The organism is Methylosinus sp. shoA, assembly GCF_059718125.1.
Map to the genome: position 1 here is coordinate 2,942,835 of NZ_AP046091.1, position 13,952 is coordinate 2,956,786.

The following is a 13,952-nucleotide window of genomic DNA, read 5'->3' on the forward strand; positions in this document are numbered from 1 at the left end:
CTCGCTTCGCGAGGCCACCTTCTCCCATGAGTGGGAGAAGGGAGCGCCCTTTTCTTCGATGAACGGATTCTCGATTCACACCCATCGCAGAGCGAAACATCACGCAGGAGCTCGTGAGGAGCGCTCGACGATCAACCGCCGCTCGCCACGGAATGCGAGCTTGAAGGCTCGGCGTTCGACGCGCCCCCTGGACCGCGAGCCTTCAGGCTCGCCGCCACCTCCGCGCGGATCGGCTCCAGTTCTTCCTCCGCAAACGTCTCCTTGTCGAGCAGCCGCTTCGCCGATTCCTCGTGAATGCTCGCGCATTGCTGCAAAATCTTCGTCGCGCGCGCGAAGGCTTCGTCCACCAGCTCACGCACGGCGCGGTCGATGCGCGCGCTCGTCTCCTCGCTCGCCTCGGAGCGGCGCTGGCCCAGATCGGCGACGTCGAGATAGCGCGGCCGCTCGGCGATATAGGACGCCTGGCCGACCGACGGCTCCATGCCGTAGCGAGTCGCCATGGAGCGCGCCATCTCCGTCGCGCGCTGCAGATCGTCGGCGGCGCCGGTCGTCGCCTCGTGGAACACGACCATCTCCGCCGCGCGCCCGCCGAGCAGAACGGTCATGCGGTTCAGCAATTCGGTGCGCGTCATCAGATAACGGTCCTCGGTCGGCATCTGCATCGTATAGCCGAGCGCGCCCATGCCGCGCGGAATGATCGAGACCTTCTTGACCGGGTCCATGTCGGGCAGCGCCATGGAGACGATCGCATGGCCCATCTCGTGATAGGCGACGATGCGCCGCTCGCGCGGATGCAGCAGGCGCTTTCGTTTCTCCGGCCCCGCGATCACGCGCTCGATCGCGGAGGTGAAATCGTCGAGCGTCACCGAGGCGGCGCGCCGGCGCGTCGCCAATGTCGCCGCCTCATTGACGAGATTGGCGAGATCGGCGCCGGTGAAGCCCGGCGTCATGGCGGCGATCTGCGCGGGATCGATATCGGCGCCGAGCTTGATCTTCCTCAAATGCACTTTCAGAATTTCGACGCGCCCGATCTTGTCCGGCCGATCGACGGAAATCTGCCGATCGAAACGGCCCGCGCGCAGCAGAGCCGGATCGAGCACTTCCGGCCGGTTGGTCGCGGCGAGCAGAACGACGCCGGAGCTCGGATCGAAGCCGTCCAATTCGGCGAGCAGTTGATTGAGCGTCTGCTCTTTCTCGTCATGCCCGCCGGAGAGGCCGGAGATGCCGCGCGCGCGGCCGAGCGCGTCCAATTCGTCGATAAAGATGATGCAGGGCGCCGAGGCGCGCGCCTGGGCGAAGAGATCGCGCACGCGCGCGGCGCCGACGCCGACGAACATCTCGACGAATTCCGATCCGGTGATGGAGAAGAAGGGCACGCCCGCCTCCCCCGCCACGGCGCGCGCGAGCAAGGTCTTGCCGGTGCCGGGCGGGCCGACGAGCAGAATGCCCTTCGGGATGCGCGCGCCGAGCCGGCCATAGGTCTTCGGATCTTTCAGAAAGGCGACGATCTCCTGCAATTCCTCCTTCGCCTCGTCGACGCCCGCGACATCGGCGAAGCCGACCTTCACGTCGGTCTCGACGAAAACCTTGGCTCTGCTCTGGCCGATCGACATCATCGAGCCGAGGCCCTGCGTCATGCGCCGAGACAGGAAACTCCAGACGAGGAAGAACAGCGCGATGGGAATGACCCAGGAGAGCAGCGTGGAGACGAAGGTGTTCTCCATGACGCCGGAATATTTGACGTTCGCCGCCTGCAGCTCGGCGGCGACGTCGGTCGGCACCCGCACGGAGACGACCTGCTTGCGCCCGTCCTGCATCGGCTCCTTCAGCGTCGCATGAACGAGCTGGTCGCCGACCTGGACCGAAGCGATCTTGCTCTCGCGCAGCAGGTTCTGAAATTCGCTGTAGGGGACGACCTCGGTCTGGCGATAGGCCGTCCATATCTGCTGCAGCAGGAGGACGCCGATCAGCGCGAACAGCAGATAGGCGACGTTGAATCCCCAGCTCGTTTCTTTCGTCGGCTTTCCATTCGACGGCTTCGCCATGGTCGACGCCCCATGCTCGCGACATCTATGCGTTCGATATAGGCGCCGACGCGGGCTTATCCATATCCGATGGGAGGGCAAAATGGACGAAGCCGCCCGCTGGAAATATTTCCCCTCTCCCGGTGACGCCGCTTCGGGTTCGGCCGCTGCAATCGACCTTCACCGAGCTCGCCGTGGTCGGGACGCGTCCGGCCTCGGGCTCGCGCAATGCGTCGGCGACGCGTGAAGGCTCGCGCGTTCGTCATCCGCGCGCCCTATATCCCCTGTGCCTTTGCGCTCGGCCATGACGCCGAGGCCGCCGGCCTCGCGCGCAAGGTCGCGTTTCTGCGGCCGCTCGTTTGCATCGAAGGAGGAGGAGGCGGCGCATGAGCAATCCTGCGACCCAGGAGCCACGCTGGGAATGGCGCATCTTCGGCGCCGACCTCGCGGCGCTGGAGGCGCGGCTCGGTCCGCCGATCGACGCTCCGCATCGCAGCGACGAGATTTATTTCTTGAACTCGGCCACGCCGCACAGCGCGAAGATTCGCGACGGCGCGCTCGAGGTGAAGCGGCTTCTGCAGGTGGACGGCGACGGCCTCGAATTATGGAGCCCTGCCTTCCGCGCCGAATTTCCGCTCTCTGCGGCGCTCGTCGCGAAAGCCGCCGCCGCTCTGGCGCTTCCCGCTCCCCCGCTGCGAGCGGAGGCCTATGATCGAGACGGCTTCCTCTCCGAGGTCGTCGCCGACTGCCGCGCTTTGCGGCCGATCTCCATCCGCAAGACGCGCCGGCGCTACGCCTTCGGCGGCTGCGCTGCGGAAAGCGTGCGGGTGCAGATCGGCGCTGTTCCGTTCGACAGCGTCGCCGTCGAGAGCGCCGACGAGGCGCGACTCTGCGAGGCGCTGCGCGCGCTCGGCGCCGACGCACGGCTCAATGTCAATTTTCCCAAGGGCGTCGAGCGCGCCGCGGCGCTCGTGACCTGATTGCCGCAGAGGAGCCGACGATGGCGCTGGAGATCGAACGCAAGTTTCTCGTGGACCGCGACCGCTGGCGGCCGCGCAATGACGGAGCCTTCCACCGGCAGGGCTATTTGTCACGCGTCGAGGACCGCGTCGTAAGAGTGCGCGTCCTCGCCGGCCGCGCGGCGTTTCTGACCATCAAGGGACGAAGCTCCGGCCTCGGCCGCGCCGAATTCGAATATCCGATTCCTGTCGAGGACGCGGAGCTGATGCTCGATCGTCTCTGCGAGCGCCCGCTCATCGAGAAGACCCGCTATGACGAGACGGTCGGCGGCCGGCTCTGGACCGTCGACGTGTTCCAGGGCGAGAACGACGGGCTGATCCTCGCCGAAATCGAGCTGTCCTCGGAGAGCGAAAGCTTCGAGCGCCCCGCCTGGCTCGGGCGCGAGGTCTCGGACGATCCGCGCTATTTCAACTCCGAACTGTCGAAGAAGCCGTTCGGCTATTGGAATGCGCCGTGACGGCCGGTGGTCAGGGATGCGCGAATTTCGCCAGCGCCAGAACAGCGCCGAGAATGACGAGCGTCTGAAAACCGATCGTCCCGAATTGCCATTTGACGATCTCGGCTTTGGTCGCCTCGATCTTTGCCTCGAGCTCTGCTTTGGCGAGACCCAGATCCGCCCGCAGCAGCGCGAGATCGGACTTGGTCGCCAGCTCCTGGCTGGTCGCCTCGGCGAAGGCTTCGGCCTGAGCGTGCGGAACGCCCGCAGCCTCGAGCTTCTCGACGAATTTCAATGTATCGAATGCGACCGCGGCGCTCATGAATGGTCCCCGCCAGACCGATGCAATATGGCGCAGCTCCGCTTGCGCGTCCAGCACCGCAGTCGAGCCTCGAGTTTCGAGGCTCGACTCTCGAAGTCACGCCGCCTTTTCGGCGCCGAAACCGCGCCGGCCGGTCGGCCGACCGTTCAGCGTCAGCCCGTGCGCGTCGGTCGAGACGCGCACGGTGGAGCCGTCGGCGATGTCGCCGGCGAGGAGCGCTTCGGCGAGCGGGTCCTGCAGCTCTTTCTGGATCACCCGCTTCAGAGGCCGCGCGCCATAGGCCGGATCATAGCCCTTGGCGGCGAGCAGCGCTCGCGCCTTCTCGTCCAGCTGCAGCGTGATCTTGCGATCGTCGAGCAGCTTCTGCAGGCGGCGGATCTGAATGTCGACGATCGTTCCCATGTCCTCGCGCCGCAGGCGATGGAAGAGGATGATCTCGTCGACGCGGTTCAGGAACTCCGGCCGGAAATGCGCGCGCACCACCTGCATCACCTCGCCATGGACGGCGGTCGAATCTTCGCCCTCCTGCTGCATCACCAGGAATTCGGCGCCGAGGTTCGACGTCATGATGATGAGCGTGTTCTTGAAGTCCACCGTGCGGCCCTGGCCGTCGGTCAAGCGCCCGTCGTCCAGCACCTGCAAGAGGACGTTGAACACGTCCGGATGCGCTTTCTCGATCTCGTCGAACAGCACGACCTGATAGGGCCTGCGCCGCACGGCCTCGGTCAGCGCGCCGCCCTCCTCATAGCCGACATAGCCGGGAGGCGCGCCGATCAAACGCGCGACCGAGTGCTTCTCCATATATTCGGACATGTCGAGACGAACCATCGCCTGCTCGTCGTCGAACAGGAAATCGGCGAGCGCCTTGGTCAGCTCCGTCTTGCCGACGCCGGTCGGGCCTAAGAAGATGAAGGAGCCGATCGGGCGATTGGGATCCTGCAATCCGGCGCGGGCGCGGCGCACCGCCGTCGAGACGGCGGCGACCGCCTCCTTCTGGCCGACGACTCGACGCGAGAGCTCGTCTTCCATGAGGAGGAGCTTCTCGCGCTCGCCCTCGAGCATTTTATCCACGGGAATGCCGGTCCAGCGTGAGACGACCTGCGCGACATGCTCGGGCGTCACCTCCTCCTCGAGCATTTTCTGCGCGCCTTCCGTCTCGCTCGCCGCGAGCTTGCGCTCGAGATCGGGGATCACGCCATAGGCGAGCTCGCCGGCGCGCTGGAATTCGCCGCGCCGCTGCGCCTGCGCCAGCTCGTTGCGCGCGGTCTCCAGCTGCTCCTTGTATTTCTGCGCCTGGCCGAGCTTGTCCTTCTCGGACTTCCAGCGCTGCGTCAGCGCCGCCGATTTCTCGGTCAGCTCGGCGAGCTCCGTCTCCAATTTGGCGAGCCGGTCTTTCGACGCGGCGTCGGTCTCCTTGCGCAGCGCCTCCTGCTCGATGCGCAGCTGGATGATGCGGCGGTCGAGCTCGTCCAATTCCTCCGGCTTCGAATCGATCTGCATGCGCAGGCGCGAGGCGGCCTCGTCGACGAGATCGATCGCCTTGTCGGGCAGGAAGCGGTCGGCGATGTAACGGTTGGAGAGCGTCGCCGCCGCGACGATGGCGCCGTCGGTGACGCGCACGCCGTGGTGCAGCTCGTATTTCTCCTTCAGACCGCGCAGAATGGAGATCGTGTCCTCCACCGTCGGCTCGTCGACGAAGACGGGCTGGAAGCGCCGCGCGAGCGCCGCGTCCTTCTCCACATGCTTGCGATATTCGTCGAGCGTGGTCGCGCCGACGCAATGCAATTCGCCGCGCGCCAGAGCCGGCTTCAGGAGGTTCGACGCGTCCATCGCGCCATCCGCCTTGCCGGCGCCGACCAGCGTGTGCATCTCGTCGATGAACAGAATGATCCCGCCCTGCGCCGCGGTGATCTCGCTCAGCACCGCCTTCAGGCGCTCCTCGAACTCGCCGCGATATTTCGCGCCGGCGATCAGCGCGCCCATGTCGAGCGCCAGCAGCTTCTTGTCCTCGAGAGATTCCGGCACGTCGCCATTGACGATGCGCAGCGCCAAGCCTTCGACGATCGCCGTCTTGCCGACGCCGGGCTCGCCGATCAGCACGGGATTGTTCTTGGTGCGGCGCGACAGCACCTGGATCGTGCGGCGAATTTCCTCGTCGCGGCCGATCACCGGATCGAGCTTGCCCTCGCGCGCGGCTTCCGTCAGATCGCGCGCATATTTCTTCAGCGCGTCATAGGCGCTCTCGGCGGACGACGAATCGGCCGTGCGGCCCTTGCGCAGATCCTCGATCGCGGCGTTGAGCGTCTGCGGCGTCACGCCGGACTCGCTCAAAATGCGCGCGGCTTCGGTTCCTTTCTCCAGGGCGACGGCGAGCAGCAGGCGCTCGACCGTGACGTAGGAATCGCCGGCCTTCTGCGCGATCTTTTCGGCATTGTCGAAGAAGCGCGCGGTCGCCTGGGACAGCTGCGGCTGGCCGGCGCCGCCGCCGGAGACTTTCGGCAGCTTGGCGAGCGCGGCCTCGGTCTTGGCGAGCGCCTCGCGCGAGCTGCCGCCGGCGCGGTCGATGAGTCCGGCCGAAAGCCCCTGCTCGTCGTCGAGCAGAACCTTCAACACATGCTCGGGCGTGAGCTGCGGATTGCCCTCTCTGGTCGCGAGCGACAGCGCCGCCTGCACGAAGCCCTGGGCGCGCGTCGTATATTTCTCGAAATTCATGACCCCCTCCGGCCGGCGAGGCGCCACGCGAATCGGCGCGCCTCCCCCTCACATGTGGCGTGAAATCGGCCCCTTCCGGCGACCGCTCAGGCCGATATGGGAAGGCGCGGCGGCGCCGGAAAGAGGGTGCGACGAACTGGAGCGCAGGGTTTTTTCGAAACGAGCCGATGACGCGAACGGGGACTCGCGAGACTTCGGTCGCGCGGCTATGGTTCGCGCATGCTGATGACCGAACTGGCGATCGTCCTCGCCCTGATCCTGGTGAATGGCGCGCTCGCCATGGCCGAGCTCGCCGTCGTCTCGTCGCGTCCCGCGCGATTGCGCGCCATGGCCGAGCGCGGCGTCCAGGGCGCGCGCGCCGCCTCGCGCCTCGCGTCCGATCCTGGAAAATTCCTCTCCGCCGTGCAGATCGGCATCACGCTGATCGGCGTTCTGTCCGGCGCTTTCTCGGGCGCGACCCTCGGCGCGCGGCTCGCCGAATGGATCGCCGCGCGCGGCGTGGCGCCGGCGATGGCGGAAACGCTCGGCGTCGGCCTCGTCGTCGCGGCGATCGCCTATGTGTCGCTGATCGTCGGAGAGCTGGCGCCCAAGCAGATCGCGCTCCGCGATCCCGAGCGCATCGCCGCTTCGGTCGCTCCGGTCATGAGCGCGCTCGCCCGGCTCGCCTCGCCGCTCGTCTTCATTCTCGACGCCTCGTGCCGCGCGCTGATGCGCGCGCTCGGCTATGGCGCCGTCGCGGAACAGCGCGTCTCGGACGAGGAGATTCGCGCGCTCGTCGCCGAGGCCGAGACCGCCGGCGTGCTGGAGCCCGGCGAACGCGCCATGATCGCCGGCGTCATGCGTCTCGGCGATCGTCCGGTCCGCGGCGTGATGACGCCGCGCGGCGAGGTCGACATGATCGATCTCGACGACGAGCCCGCGGCGAATCGCGCCAGGATCGTCGCCAGCGTCCATTCACGCCTGCCCGCCTATCGCGGCAGGACCGAGAACATGCTCGGCGTGCTGCAGGCGAAGGATCTGCTCGACGCTTTTCTGCGCGGAGAATGTCCGGACCCCGCCGACCATGTGCGTACGGCGCCGATCGTGCCCGACGCCGCCGACGCGCTCGACGTCGTCGAGATGATCAAGCGTTCGGCGGTGCATGTGGCGCTGGTGTTCGACGAGTTCGGCCATTTCCAGGGGATCGTTACCGACGCCGATATTCTCGAGGCGATCGCCGGCGGCTTCGGGACCGCCGAAGGTCCGCCCGAGCCCCACGCCGTTCAGCGCGACGACGGCTCCTGGCTCATCTCCGGCTCGATGCCCGCAGACGAGATGTTCGACCTCCTGTCCCTGCCCGCTTCGGAGGATCGGAGCTACCAGACCGCGGCCGGCTTCGTCCTCGCCCATATCGGCCATCTGCCGGAGATCGGCGAGAGCTTCGACGCACATGGCTGGCGCTTCGAGATCCTCGACAAGGACGGGCGCCGGATCGACAAGATCCTCGCGCGCCGCCTCTTGCTCGGACAAAGGCGCGCCGCCGGGTGAAGCGGCGCGCCGAACCGCTCAGTCGCCGAGCGGCAGCTCGCCGGCATGAGTCGACGGCTCCTCGCCGGTCGAGGCCACGACGCCATTGGCCTCGTCACCGTTCGCGCGCGGACGACGACGGCGGCGCGAGTTGAGATGAAAACCGGCCGCCGCCTCCTCATGCTCGCGAACGGCCGTGCGCTCGGCGCGCGCGAAGGATTCGCCCGCATCCTCGCCGCCCGAAGCGCGAATCGGCGTCGGCGCGGTGATGAAGGAGGGCAGAGCGCCCGGCTGCTCGTCGGCGACGGGCGCCGGCTGCGGACGCGGCTGGAAGCGACGATTGTCGCGATTGCGGTCGAACCGCTCGCCGCCCGCTTCGGCGTTGCGCTCGCCGCCGCGATCGCGATCGTTCCGGTTGCGGTCACGGAAGCCTCGGTCCTGGCGCGGCTGACGCTCGTAGCGGGGCGGCTGCTCGCCGCCGCCGATCGGGCGCTCCTCATAGGGCTGGGGCTGCTGGCCGAATTGCGGCGGCGGATTGAAATGCGGCTGCGCCGCGGGCTGCGGCTGATAGGCCGCCGGGGCGTAGGGTTGCGCCTGATAGGCGACCGGCTGCGGCAGACGCTCCGACAATGGCGCGAAGCGGTCCTGCGCTCCGCCGAGATCCTCCTCCTCCTCGCCCGTATCGGCGTCGGCGTCGAAGGAGCGGCCGTAGCCGTTCTGCTGTTGCTGCGCGGCCTGGGCGGCGGCGATGAGGCGGAAATAATGCTCGGCGTGCTGCAGCAGGCTTTCGGCCATGATCGTGTCGCCGGAGGATTGCGCGTCGCGCGCGAGCTGCAGATATTTCTCGGCGATATGCTGCGCCGTTCCGCGGATCTTCACATCGGGGCCGTTCGACTCGTAGGACCGCGTCAGCGGATTGGGTCCCTTACGATTGCTGCGGCCGCGGATACGCTTGTTCTGTCCTGGTCTCATCGAATATCCTCGAGAAGGTCCGTCGCTATTCTGCATGGGCGTCGCCGTTTCATCCGTGATGCCTTTGGTCGAGCGCACAAAGCGCATGAGACGCGACCGGACGTGCGCTCGACGAAGCGTGGTCGCGCGACGAGGCCGCTCGCGATCCGAATCGGCGGCTTCACTCGCTTCTTTCTTGCCGCGCGATCTCGCCCCATGGCGGCCGCGCAAAGGCGCAGCGCTCGATCCGAACGCGTCCGCGCCTCGTCGATCATCTTCTCCCGAGCGTCGGCCGCGACGCTTCGGCGCGACGCCGACCCTTTCCCGTCCGTTCGAGACGAAACTCTTCGGCCCTCGGCCGCGTTTTTCGGCGCGACTCCGGCTTCCTGTCGCTACGACGCTTTCGCACGGCGGTCTGCGCCTGTCGAGAAAGTCGTTCGGCGAGGGCCATCCCACTCACGGCCCGAACGCGCTGCACTTCAGATCCGCTCGATTCGGAGCCTCGACCGCTCTATCCAGCGAGACGGGCTTCTCCACGATCGAGCCGTTTGTTCCGTTATGGGCGCATGTCCCCAGCGGATGACGGGCGTTTCGCGTCGCACGGCGACGCCCGTGAAATCAGCGTTCAATCGAGAAGGACTATAATCTAACGCCTTCGCCCCGCCAAGCGCGAGATCGCGCCTTCGCTCATTTAAATAGGGAGTGTAGCGAATTTGTCACGACCCTGCGCGAACGAAACGCGACGTCCGCGTGAGCTTCAGTCGCGGCGGCGCGCGGCGACGGCGCGTTCGCAGCCGGAAAAATCCCTGCGGATTTCGGCGATCTCGAGGCCCGCCGCAGAAAGAAGCGCCGCAATGGACGACGCCTGCCCCGCTCCCGCCTCGAACAGAGCGAGCGCGCGCGGCGCCAGGAGGCGCGGCAGATCGGCGATGATCTCACGATAACGCGCGAGCCCGTCGGCGCCGCCGTCGAGCGCGAGCGCCGGGTCGTGGCGCCTCACCTCGGGCGCGAGCATGGCGATCTCTCCGCTCGCGACATAGGGCGGATTGGAGACGACGAGATCGAAGCGCGCATCGAGCGCCTGCGCCCATCGTCCGCGCAGGATCATCGCGCGAGAAGCGAGGCCGCAGCGCGCGACATTGACGGACGCGGCCACGCATGCGCGCTCCGAAAGATCGACGGCGACGGCGCGCGCGAGCGGAAGCTCGGAGAGAAGCGCGCAGACGATGGCGCCGGAGCCGACGCCGAGATCGAGGATCGTGAGCGCCTCGCCCCGACGCGCGTGAGAGAGATCGAGCGCGAGCGCGACCAGAGTCTCCGTGTCGGCGCGCGGATCGAGCACATCGGGTGCGACGACGAGATCCTGCGTCCAGAAGCCGCGCGCGCCGAGAATGCGCGACACCGGCTCGCGCGCCGCGCGCCGCCGGGCGAAATCGTCGAGCCGTCGCCGCGCCGCCGGCGCGAGACGCGCGTGCGGCTCGAGCAGCAGATCTGCCGACGTCATCTCTCCCGCCGCGAGGAGGAGCGCGCGCGCGTCGCGGCGCGGCTCCTCGACGCCGCTCTGCTCGAGAAGGCGGGCGATGCGATCGAGCGCCTCGGCGCGCGTCTCCTCGCGCGCGAGCGACGCGCCGTCCATCAGACGGTCTTGGCCAGCAGGGCCGTCACGCGCTTGGCGAAGGCTCCGGCGTCGAGCGGCGCTTCGCCGTCGGCGATGCGCGCCGTATCGAACAGGAGCCAGAAACCGTCCTCGGCGCCCGCTCTGTCGGCCTTGGCTTTCTTCGCCAATGCGACGACGACTTCGTGAACCGGATTGATCTCCAGCACCGGCTTGCCGATGAGACCCTTGCCGCTCTCCGCGAGCATGCGCGCGAGCTGCAGATCGAACCCGTGATCGGCGGCGACGAGACAGGCCGCGCTCTCGCGCAGGCGCGTCGACACGCGCACATCGTCGACATGCTCGCCGAGCGTCTCCTTCATCATCGCGGTGAGCAGAGCGACTTCGGAAGAAGCTTCCGCCGGCGGCGGTTCGGACGCGCCTTCCGGCGTCGGAACGGAGTCGATATCGGCCTTGCCCTGCGTCGCCGATTTGAACGGCTTGCCGTCGAAGCCGAGCGCGCTCGTCACCCAGAAAGAGTCGACGGCGTCGTCGAGCAGGAGAACGTCGACGCCCTTGGCGCGGAACGCCTCGAGCTGCGGGCTCGCGGCGAGGCGCTTCTTGTCGTCGCCAGCGATGTAGTAGATCGCGGTCTGATTGGGCTTGAGACTTGCGACATAGTCCTTCAGCGACAATCCGCCGTCCGGATGCAGCAGGCTGGAGAAGCGCGCGATGGCGAAGATCTCGTCGCGTCGCTGCGGATCCTCGTGCAGGCCCTCCTTGATCACGGCGCCGAAATTCTTCCAGACGGAGGCGAATTTATCCGCGTCCTTCGTGGCGAGATCGGTGAGCTCTTTCACGATGCGCGAGGCGATCGCCTTGCGCATGGCGTCGAGTAGCGGATTGTTCTGCACCATCTCGCGCGAGACGTTGAGCGGCAGATCGGCGCTGTCGACCACGAGGCGCACGAAGCGCAGCCAGGGCGGCAGCAGATCGATCTCGCGCGAGATCAGCACACGGCGCACATAGAGCTTGGAGCGGCTCTTGCGCGCGGGATCGAAGAGATCGTAAGGGCGCGATCCGGGCACGAAGGCGAGCACGGTATATTCGATGCGTCCTTCGGCGCGCCAATGCACGGTGAGCGCCGGCGCGTCGAACTGACCCGAGAGCTGCTGATAGAAGTCTTCATACTCCTTCTCGGCGATCTCGGACTTCGATCGCGTCCACAACGCCGAACCGTCCGTCAGACGGCGCGGCTCCTTGCCGGGCGCCTCGACGAGATCGATCGGAATGGCGATGGCGCCCGAATGCTCGCGCAAGATCCGCTCGATGCGCGAGGGCTCGAGGAACTCGTCCGATTCCGCGTTCAAGTGCAAGGTCACGCGCGTTCCGGGATCGGGCGCGGCGTCGAGCGGCAGCGATGCGATCTGGAACGAGCCCTTGCCTTCCGACGTCCAGAGATAGGCCTCGTTCGAGCCCGCGCGCCGCGTCGCGACCTCGACTTTGTCGGCGACCATGAAGGCGGAATAGAAGCCGATGCCGAAGCGGCCGATGAGCGAGGCGCTCTTCTCGCCGTCCTTCTTCTCGAGGTCGTCGAGAAAGGCGCGTGTGCCGGAGCTCGCGATCGTGCCGAGCGCGGCGACGAGATCCTCGCGCGACATGCCGACGCCATTGTCGGCGACGAGAAGCTCGCGCGCATCCTTGTCGATGGAGATGACGACGAGCGGCGCCGCGGCCTTCGCCGCGAGCGCCTCGTCCGACAAGGCGTCGTGGCGCAGCTTCTCGATCGCGTCGGCGGCGTTGGACACGAGCTCGCGGAGAAAAATATCGCGCTCGGAATAGACCGAATGGGTCATGAGCTCGAGCAGGCGCGCGACATCGGCCTGAAAGCCGTAATCGCTCTTCGAAGCGTCGATCGTGTTGGTCTGGTCGTGATCGCTCACGGGGTCGTCTCCAATCCTCGCGCTCGCCTCCCTTGTCGCCGCCGAGCGGCGCCGAGGCGCGCAAACGTCTTCATTGGTCGGCAATCTTGCCGCTCCGCCCGGCGGCTGGCGCGGGCGGGGCGCGAGCCCTCATATCGGCGATCGATCCGAGAGTTGCAAGGCGGCGGGAAACGGGAAACAAGACGGGCCGGCGCGAGCGTCGCTCGGCCGGCCCGTCCATCGCCACGAACGCTGAACTGCTCGAAACACGCCCTTCCGGGGGGCTGGGGGGCTGACGAATTCCGGAAGCACGCGATCCGAGCCTGTCGAGGCAATGATCCGAATATTGGTCGCCTCCTTTGGCGCGCAAGGGGCTCGATATTGGCAAAAATGTGAATTCGTCGCTGCGGCCGAGCCGAGGCGTCGCGCGAGTGTCACAAATGCGCTTGCTCTCGCCGCGCGCCCGCGCGATCATGGCCGGCGAGCGAGGGATCGGCATGAAAGAAACGGAGACGACGGATCCGAGCGGGCGGCGCGGCCCGCTCTCCGTGGTGGCGGGTCGCGCGATCAATCCGGACAGGAACGAACCTTCGCGGCGCGAGGCGGCGCCGGTCGTCTCTTTCGATCGGCGGGAGCTGCGCATTCTCTTCGATCTCTACGGCGCCAAGGTCGCCGCCGGCGAATGGCGCGATTATGCGATCGATTTCTCGCCGGCGAAGGCGGTGTTCTCGATCTTCCGGCGCACCAGCGAAGCGCCGCTCTACCGCATCGAGAAAGATCCCGAGCTCGGCCGCCGCCAGGGCGCATTCAGCGTCGTCGCCGCGAGCGGGCTCGTCATGCGCCGCGGCCATGATCTCGCGCGCGTGCTGACGGTGCTGCAGCGCAAGCTGGAACTGGTGCGGGATTGAGCGCGCTGGTTTTTACGCGTCGTGCTCGAGCAGGTCGGGCAGGCGTTTGGCCAGGCTGCGCAGCACGCTGTCCGCGCCTTTGAGCATGATGTCGTAGAGCGCGTCGGCCGCCGGGCCCGCCTCGATCCCTTCCTGGACGAAGTGGAAATGCGTCCGGCCGTCCGGCAGCTCGGAAATCGTCCAGGTCACCACCACATCCATGTAATGGCCGAAGCCCTTGAGCTCTTCATGGCCGCCTTTCCAGCCGAACTGCAGCATCTTGCCGGGCTCGATGGCGAGCACGCGGCATTGGAACTCGCCGTCCCAGCGCTCGATCGGCCGGCTCCAGATAGTGAAGGAATGTTTTTCGACGGGTTTGATGTCGTTCGGAAAGAACCAGACGGCGAGCCATTCCGAATCGGTCATGGCGCGCCAAACGGCGTCGACGGGATGGTCGAGGTCCTTTTCGGTCGTGATGCTTCGCGTCTCGGTCACGGCGCTGCTCCTGTTGCAGAATGTGAAGCAACAACCGCGCCAGCAGCGGGCGCGAGACGCCCACGTCTCGAGAAGCGCCCTCG

At 67.0% G+C, this 13,952-nt stretch carries 11 protein-coding genes; 4 read left to right on the plus strand and 7 right to left on the minus strand.

Translation table 11 applies throughout. From position 1 onward, the window contains the following. Positions 1-131: 131 nt before the first annotated feature. The gene (gene ftsH / locus AC6IW9_RS13385) at positions 132-2,045 is read right to left on the minus strand and encodes an ATP-dependent zinc metalloprotease FtsH (protein ID WP_497764257.1); all 1,914 of its coding nucleotides are present in this window, start codon (positions 2,043-2,045) and stop codon (positions 132-134) included. 365 nt (positions 2,046-2,410) lie between these two features. Here ftsH and AC6IW9_RS13390 point away from each other — a divergent pair, with 365 nt between their 5' ends. Beyond that, entirely contained in the window at positions 2,411-3,004 is a 594-nt protein-coding gene (locus AC6IW9_RS13390) for a hypothetical protein (RefSeq protein ID WP_497764259.1), read from the plus strand. 20 nt (positions 3,005-3,024) lie between these two features. Beyond that, entirely contained in the window at positions 3,025-3,501 is a 477-nt protein-coding gene (locus AC6IW9_RS13395) for a CYTH domain-containing protein (protein WP_497764261.1), read from the plus strand. A 10-nt stretch (positions 3,502-3,511) separates the two neighbouring features. Here AC6IW9_RS13395 and AC6IW9_RS13400 read toward each other — a convergent pair whose 3' ends face one another. Together AC6IW9_RS13400 and clpB are read right to left on the minus strand one after the other, a co-directional pair. Continuing rightward, positions 3,512-3,802 carry a CCDC90 family protein gene (locus AC6IW9_RS13400; RefSeq protein ID WP_497764262.1) on the minus strand — a complete coding sequence of 97 codons (291 nt, stop codon included), beginning with the start codon at positions 3,800-3,802 and terminating at the stop codon, positions 3,512-3,514. A gap of 96 nt (positions 3,803-3,898) precedes the next feature. Continuing rightward, positions 3,899-6,514, minus strand: coding sequence for an ATP-dependent chaperone ClpB (gene clpB / locus AC6IW9_RS13405; RefSeq protein ID WP_497764263.1), 2,616 nt, complete (start codon positions 6,512-6,514; stop codon positions 3,899-3,901). Positions 6,515-6,733: 219 nt separating this feature from the next. Here clpB and AC6IW9_RS13410 point away from each other — a divergent pair, with 219 nt between their 5' ends. Then, a complete protein-coding gene (locus AC6IW9_RS13410) occupies positions 6,734-8,041 on the plus strand; it encodes a hemolysin family protein (RefSeq protein ID WP_497764264.1) in 1,308 nt (435 codons plus the stop codon). 18 nt (positions 8,042-8,059) lie between these two features. Here the strand turns inward: AC6IW9_RS13410 and AC6IW9_RS13415 are convergent, their stop codons facing one another. The 3 genes from AC6IW9_RS13415 to htpG form a co-directional block, all read right to left on the minus strand. After that, entirely contained in the window at positions 8,060-8,992 is a 933-nt protein-coding gene (locus tag AC6IW9_RS13415; RefSeq protein ID WP_497764265.1) for a DUF4167 domain-containing protein, read from the minus strand. Between the two features lie 736 nt (positions 8,993-9,728). Beyond that, entirely contained in the window at positions 9,729-10,607 is an 879-nt protein-coding gene (gene prmC, locus AC6IW9_RS13420) for a peptide chain release factor N(5)-glutamine methyltransferase (RefSeq protein ID WP_497764267.1), read from the minus strand. Further along, the gene (htpG, locus tag AC6IW9_RS13425; RefSeq protein WP_497764270.1) at positions 10,607-12,508 is read right to left on the minus strand and encodes a molecular chaperone HtpG; all 1,902 of its coding nucleotides are present in this window, start codon (positions 12,506-12,508) and stop codon (positions 10,607-10,609) included. Before htpG ends, prmC begins: the two co-directional genes overlap by 1 nt. 476 nt (positions 12,509-12,984) lie before the next feature. Between htpG and AC6IW9_RS13430 the strand changes: the two genes are divergently transcribed. Further along, complete coding sequence (locus AC6IW9_RS13430; RefSeq protein WP_497772521.1) at positions 12,985-13,395, plus strand: DUF2794 domain-containing protein; 411 nt, start codon at positions 12,985-12,987, stop codon at positions 13,393-13,395. A gap of 12 nt (positions 13,396-13,407) precedes the next feature. On the opposite strand, the gene AC6IW9_RS13435 is transcribed toward AC6IW9_RS13430, so the two are convergent. Further along, complete coding sequence (locus AC6IW9_RS13435; protein ID WP_497764273.1) at positions 13,408-13,869, minus strand: SRPBCC family protein; 462 nt, start codon at positions 13,867-13,869, stop codon at positions 13,408-13,410. Positions 13,870-13,952: the final 83 nt, after the last annotated feature.

Bases quoted from the DNA above. Each gene is read 5' to 3' on its own strand.
- ftsH (WP_497764257.1), bottom strand. From the start codon at position 2,045: ATGGCGAAGCCGTCGAATGGAAAGCCGACGAAAGAAACGAGCTGGGGA.
- AC6IW9_RS13390 (WP_497764259.1), top strand. From the start codon at position 2,411: ATGAGCAATCCTGCGACCCAGGAGCCACGCTGGGAATGGCGCATCTTC.
- AC6IW9_RS13395 (WP_497764261.1), top strand. From the start codon at position 3,025: ATGGCGCTGGAGATCGAACGCAAGTTTCTCGTGGACCGCGACCGCTGG.
- AC6IW9_RS13400 (WP_497764262.1), bottom strand. From the start codon at position 3,802: ATGAGCGCCGCGGTCGCATTCGATACATTGAAATTCGTCGAGAAGCTC.
- clpB (WP_497764263.1), bottom strand. From the start codon at position 6,514: ATGAATTTCGAGAAATATACGACGCGCGCCCAGGGCTTCGTGCAGGCG.
- AC6IW9_RS13410 (WP_497764264.1), top strand. From the start codon at position 6,734: ATGCTGATGACCGAACTGGCGATCGTCCTCGCCCTGATCCTGGTGAAT.
- AC6IW9_RS13415 (WP_497764265.1), bottom strand. From the start codon at position 8,992: ATGAGACCAGGACAGAACAAGCGTATCCGCGGCCGCAGCAATCGTAAG.
- prmC (WP_497764267.1), bottom strand. From the start codon at position 10,607: ATGGACGGCGCGTCGCTCGCGCGCGAGGAGACGCGCGCCGAGGCGCTC.
- AC6IW9_RS13430 (WP_497772521.1), top strand. From the start codon at position 12,985: ATGAAAGAAACGGAGACGACGGATCCGAGCGGGCGGCGCGGCCCGCTC.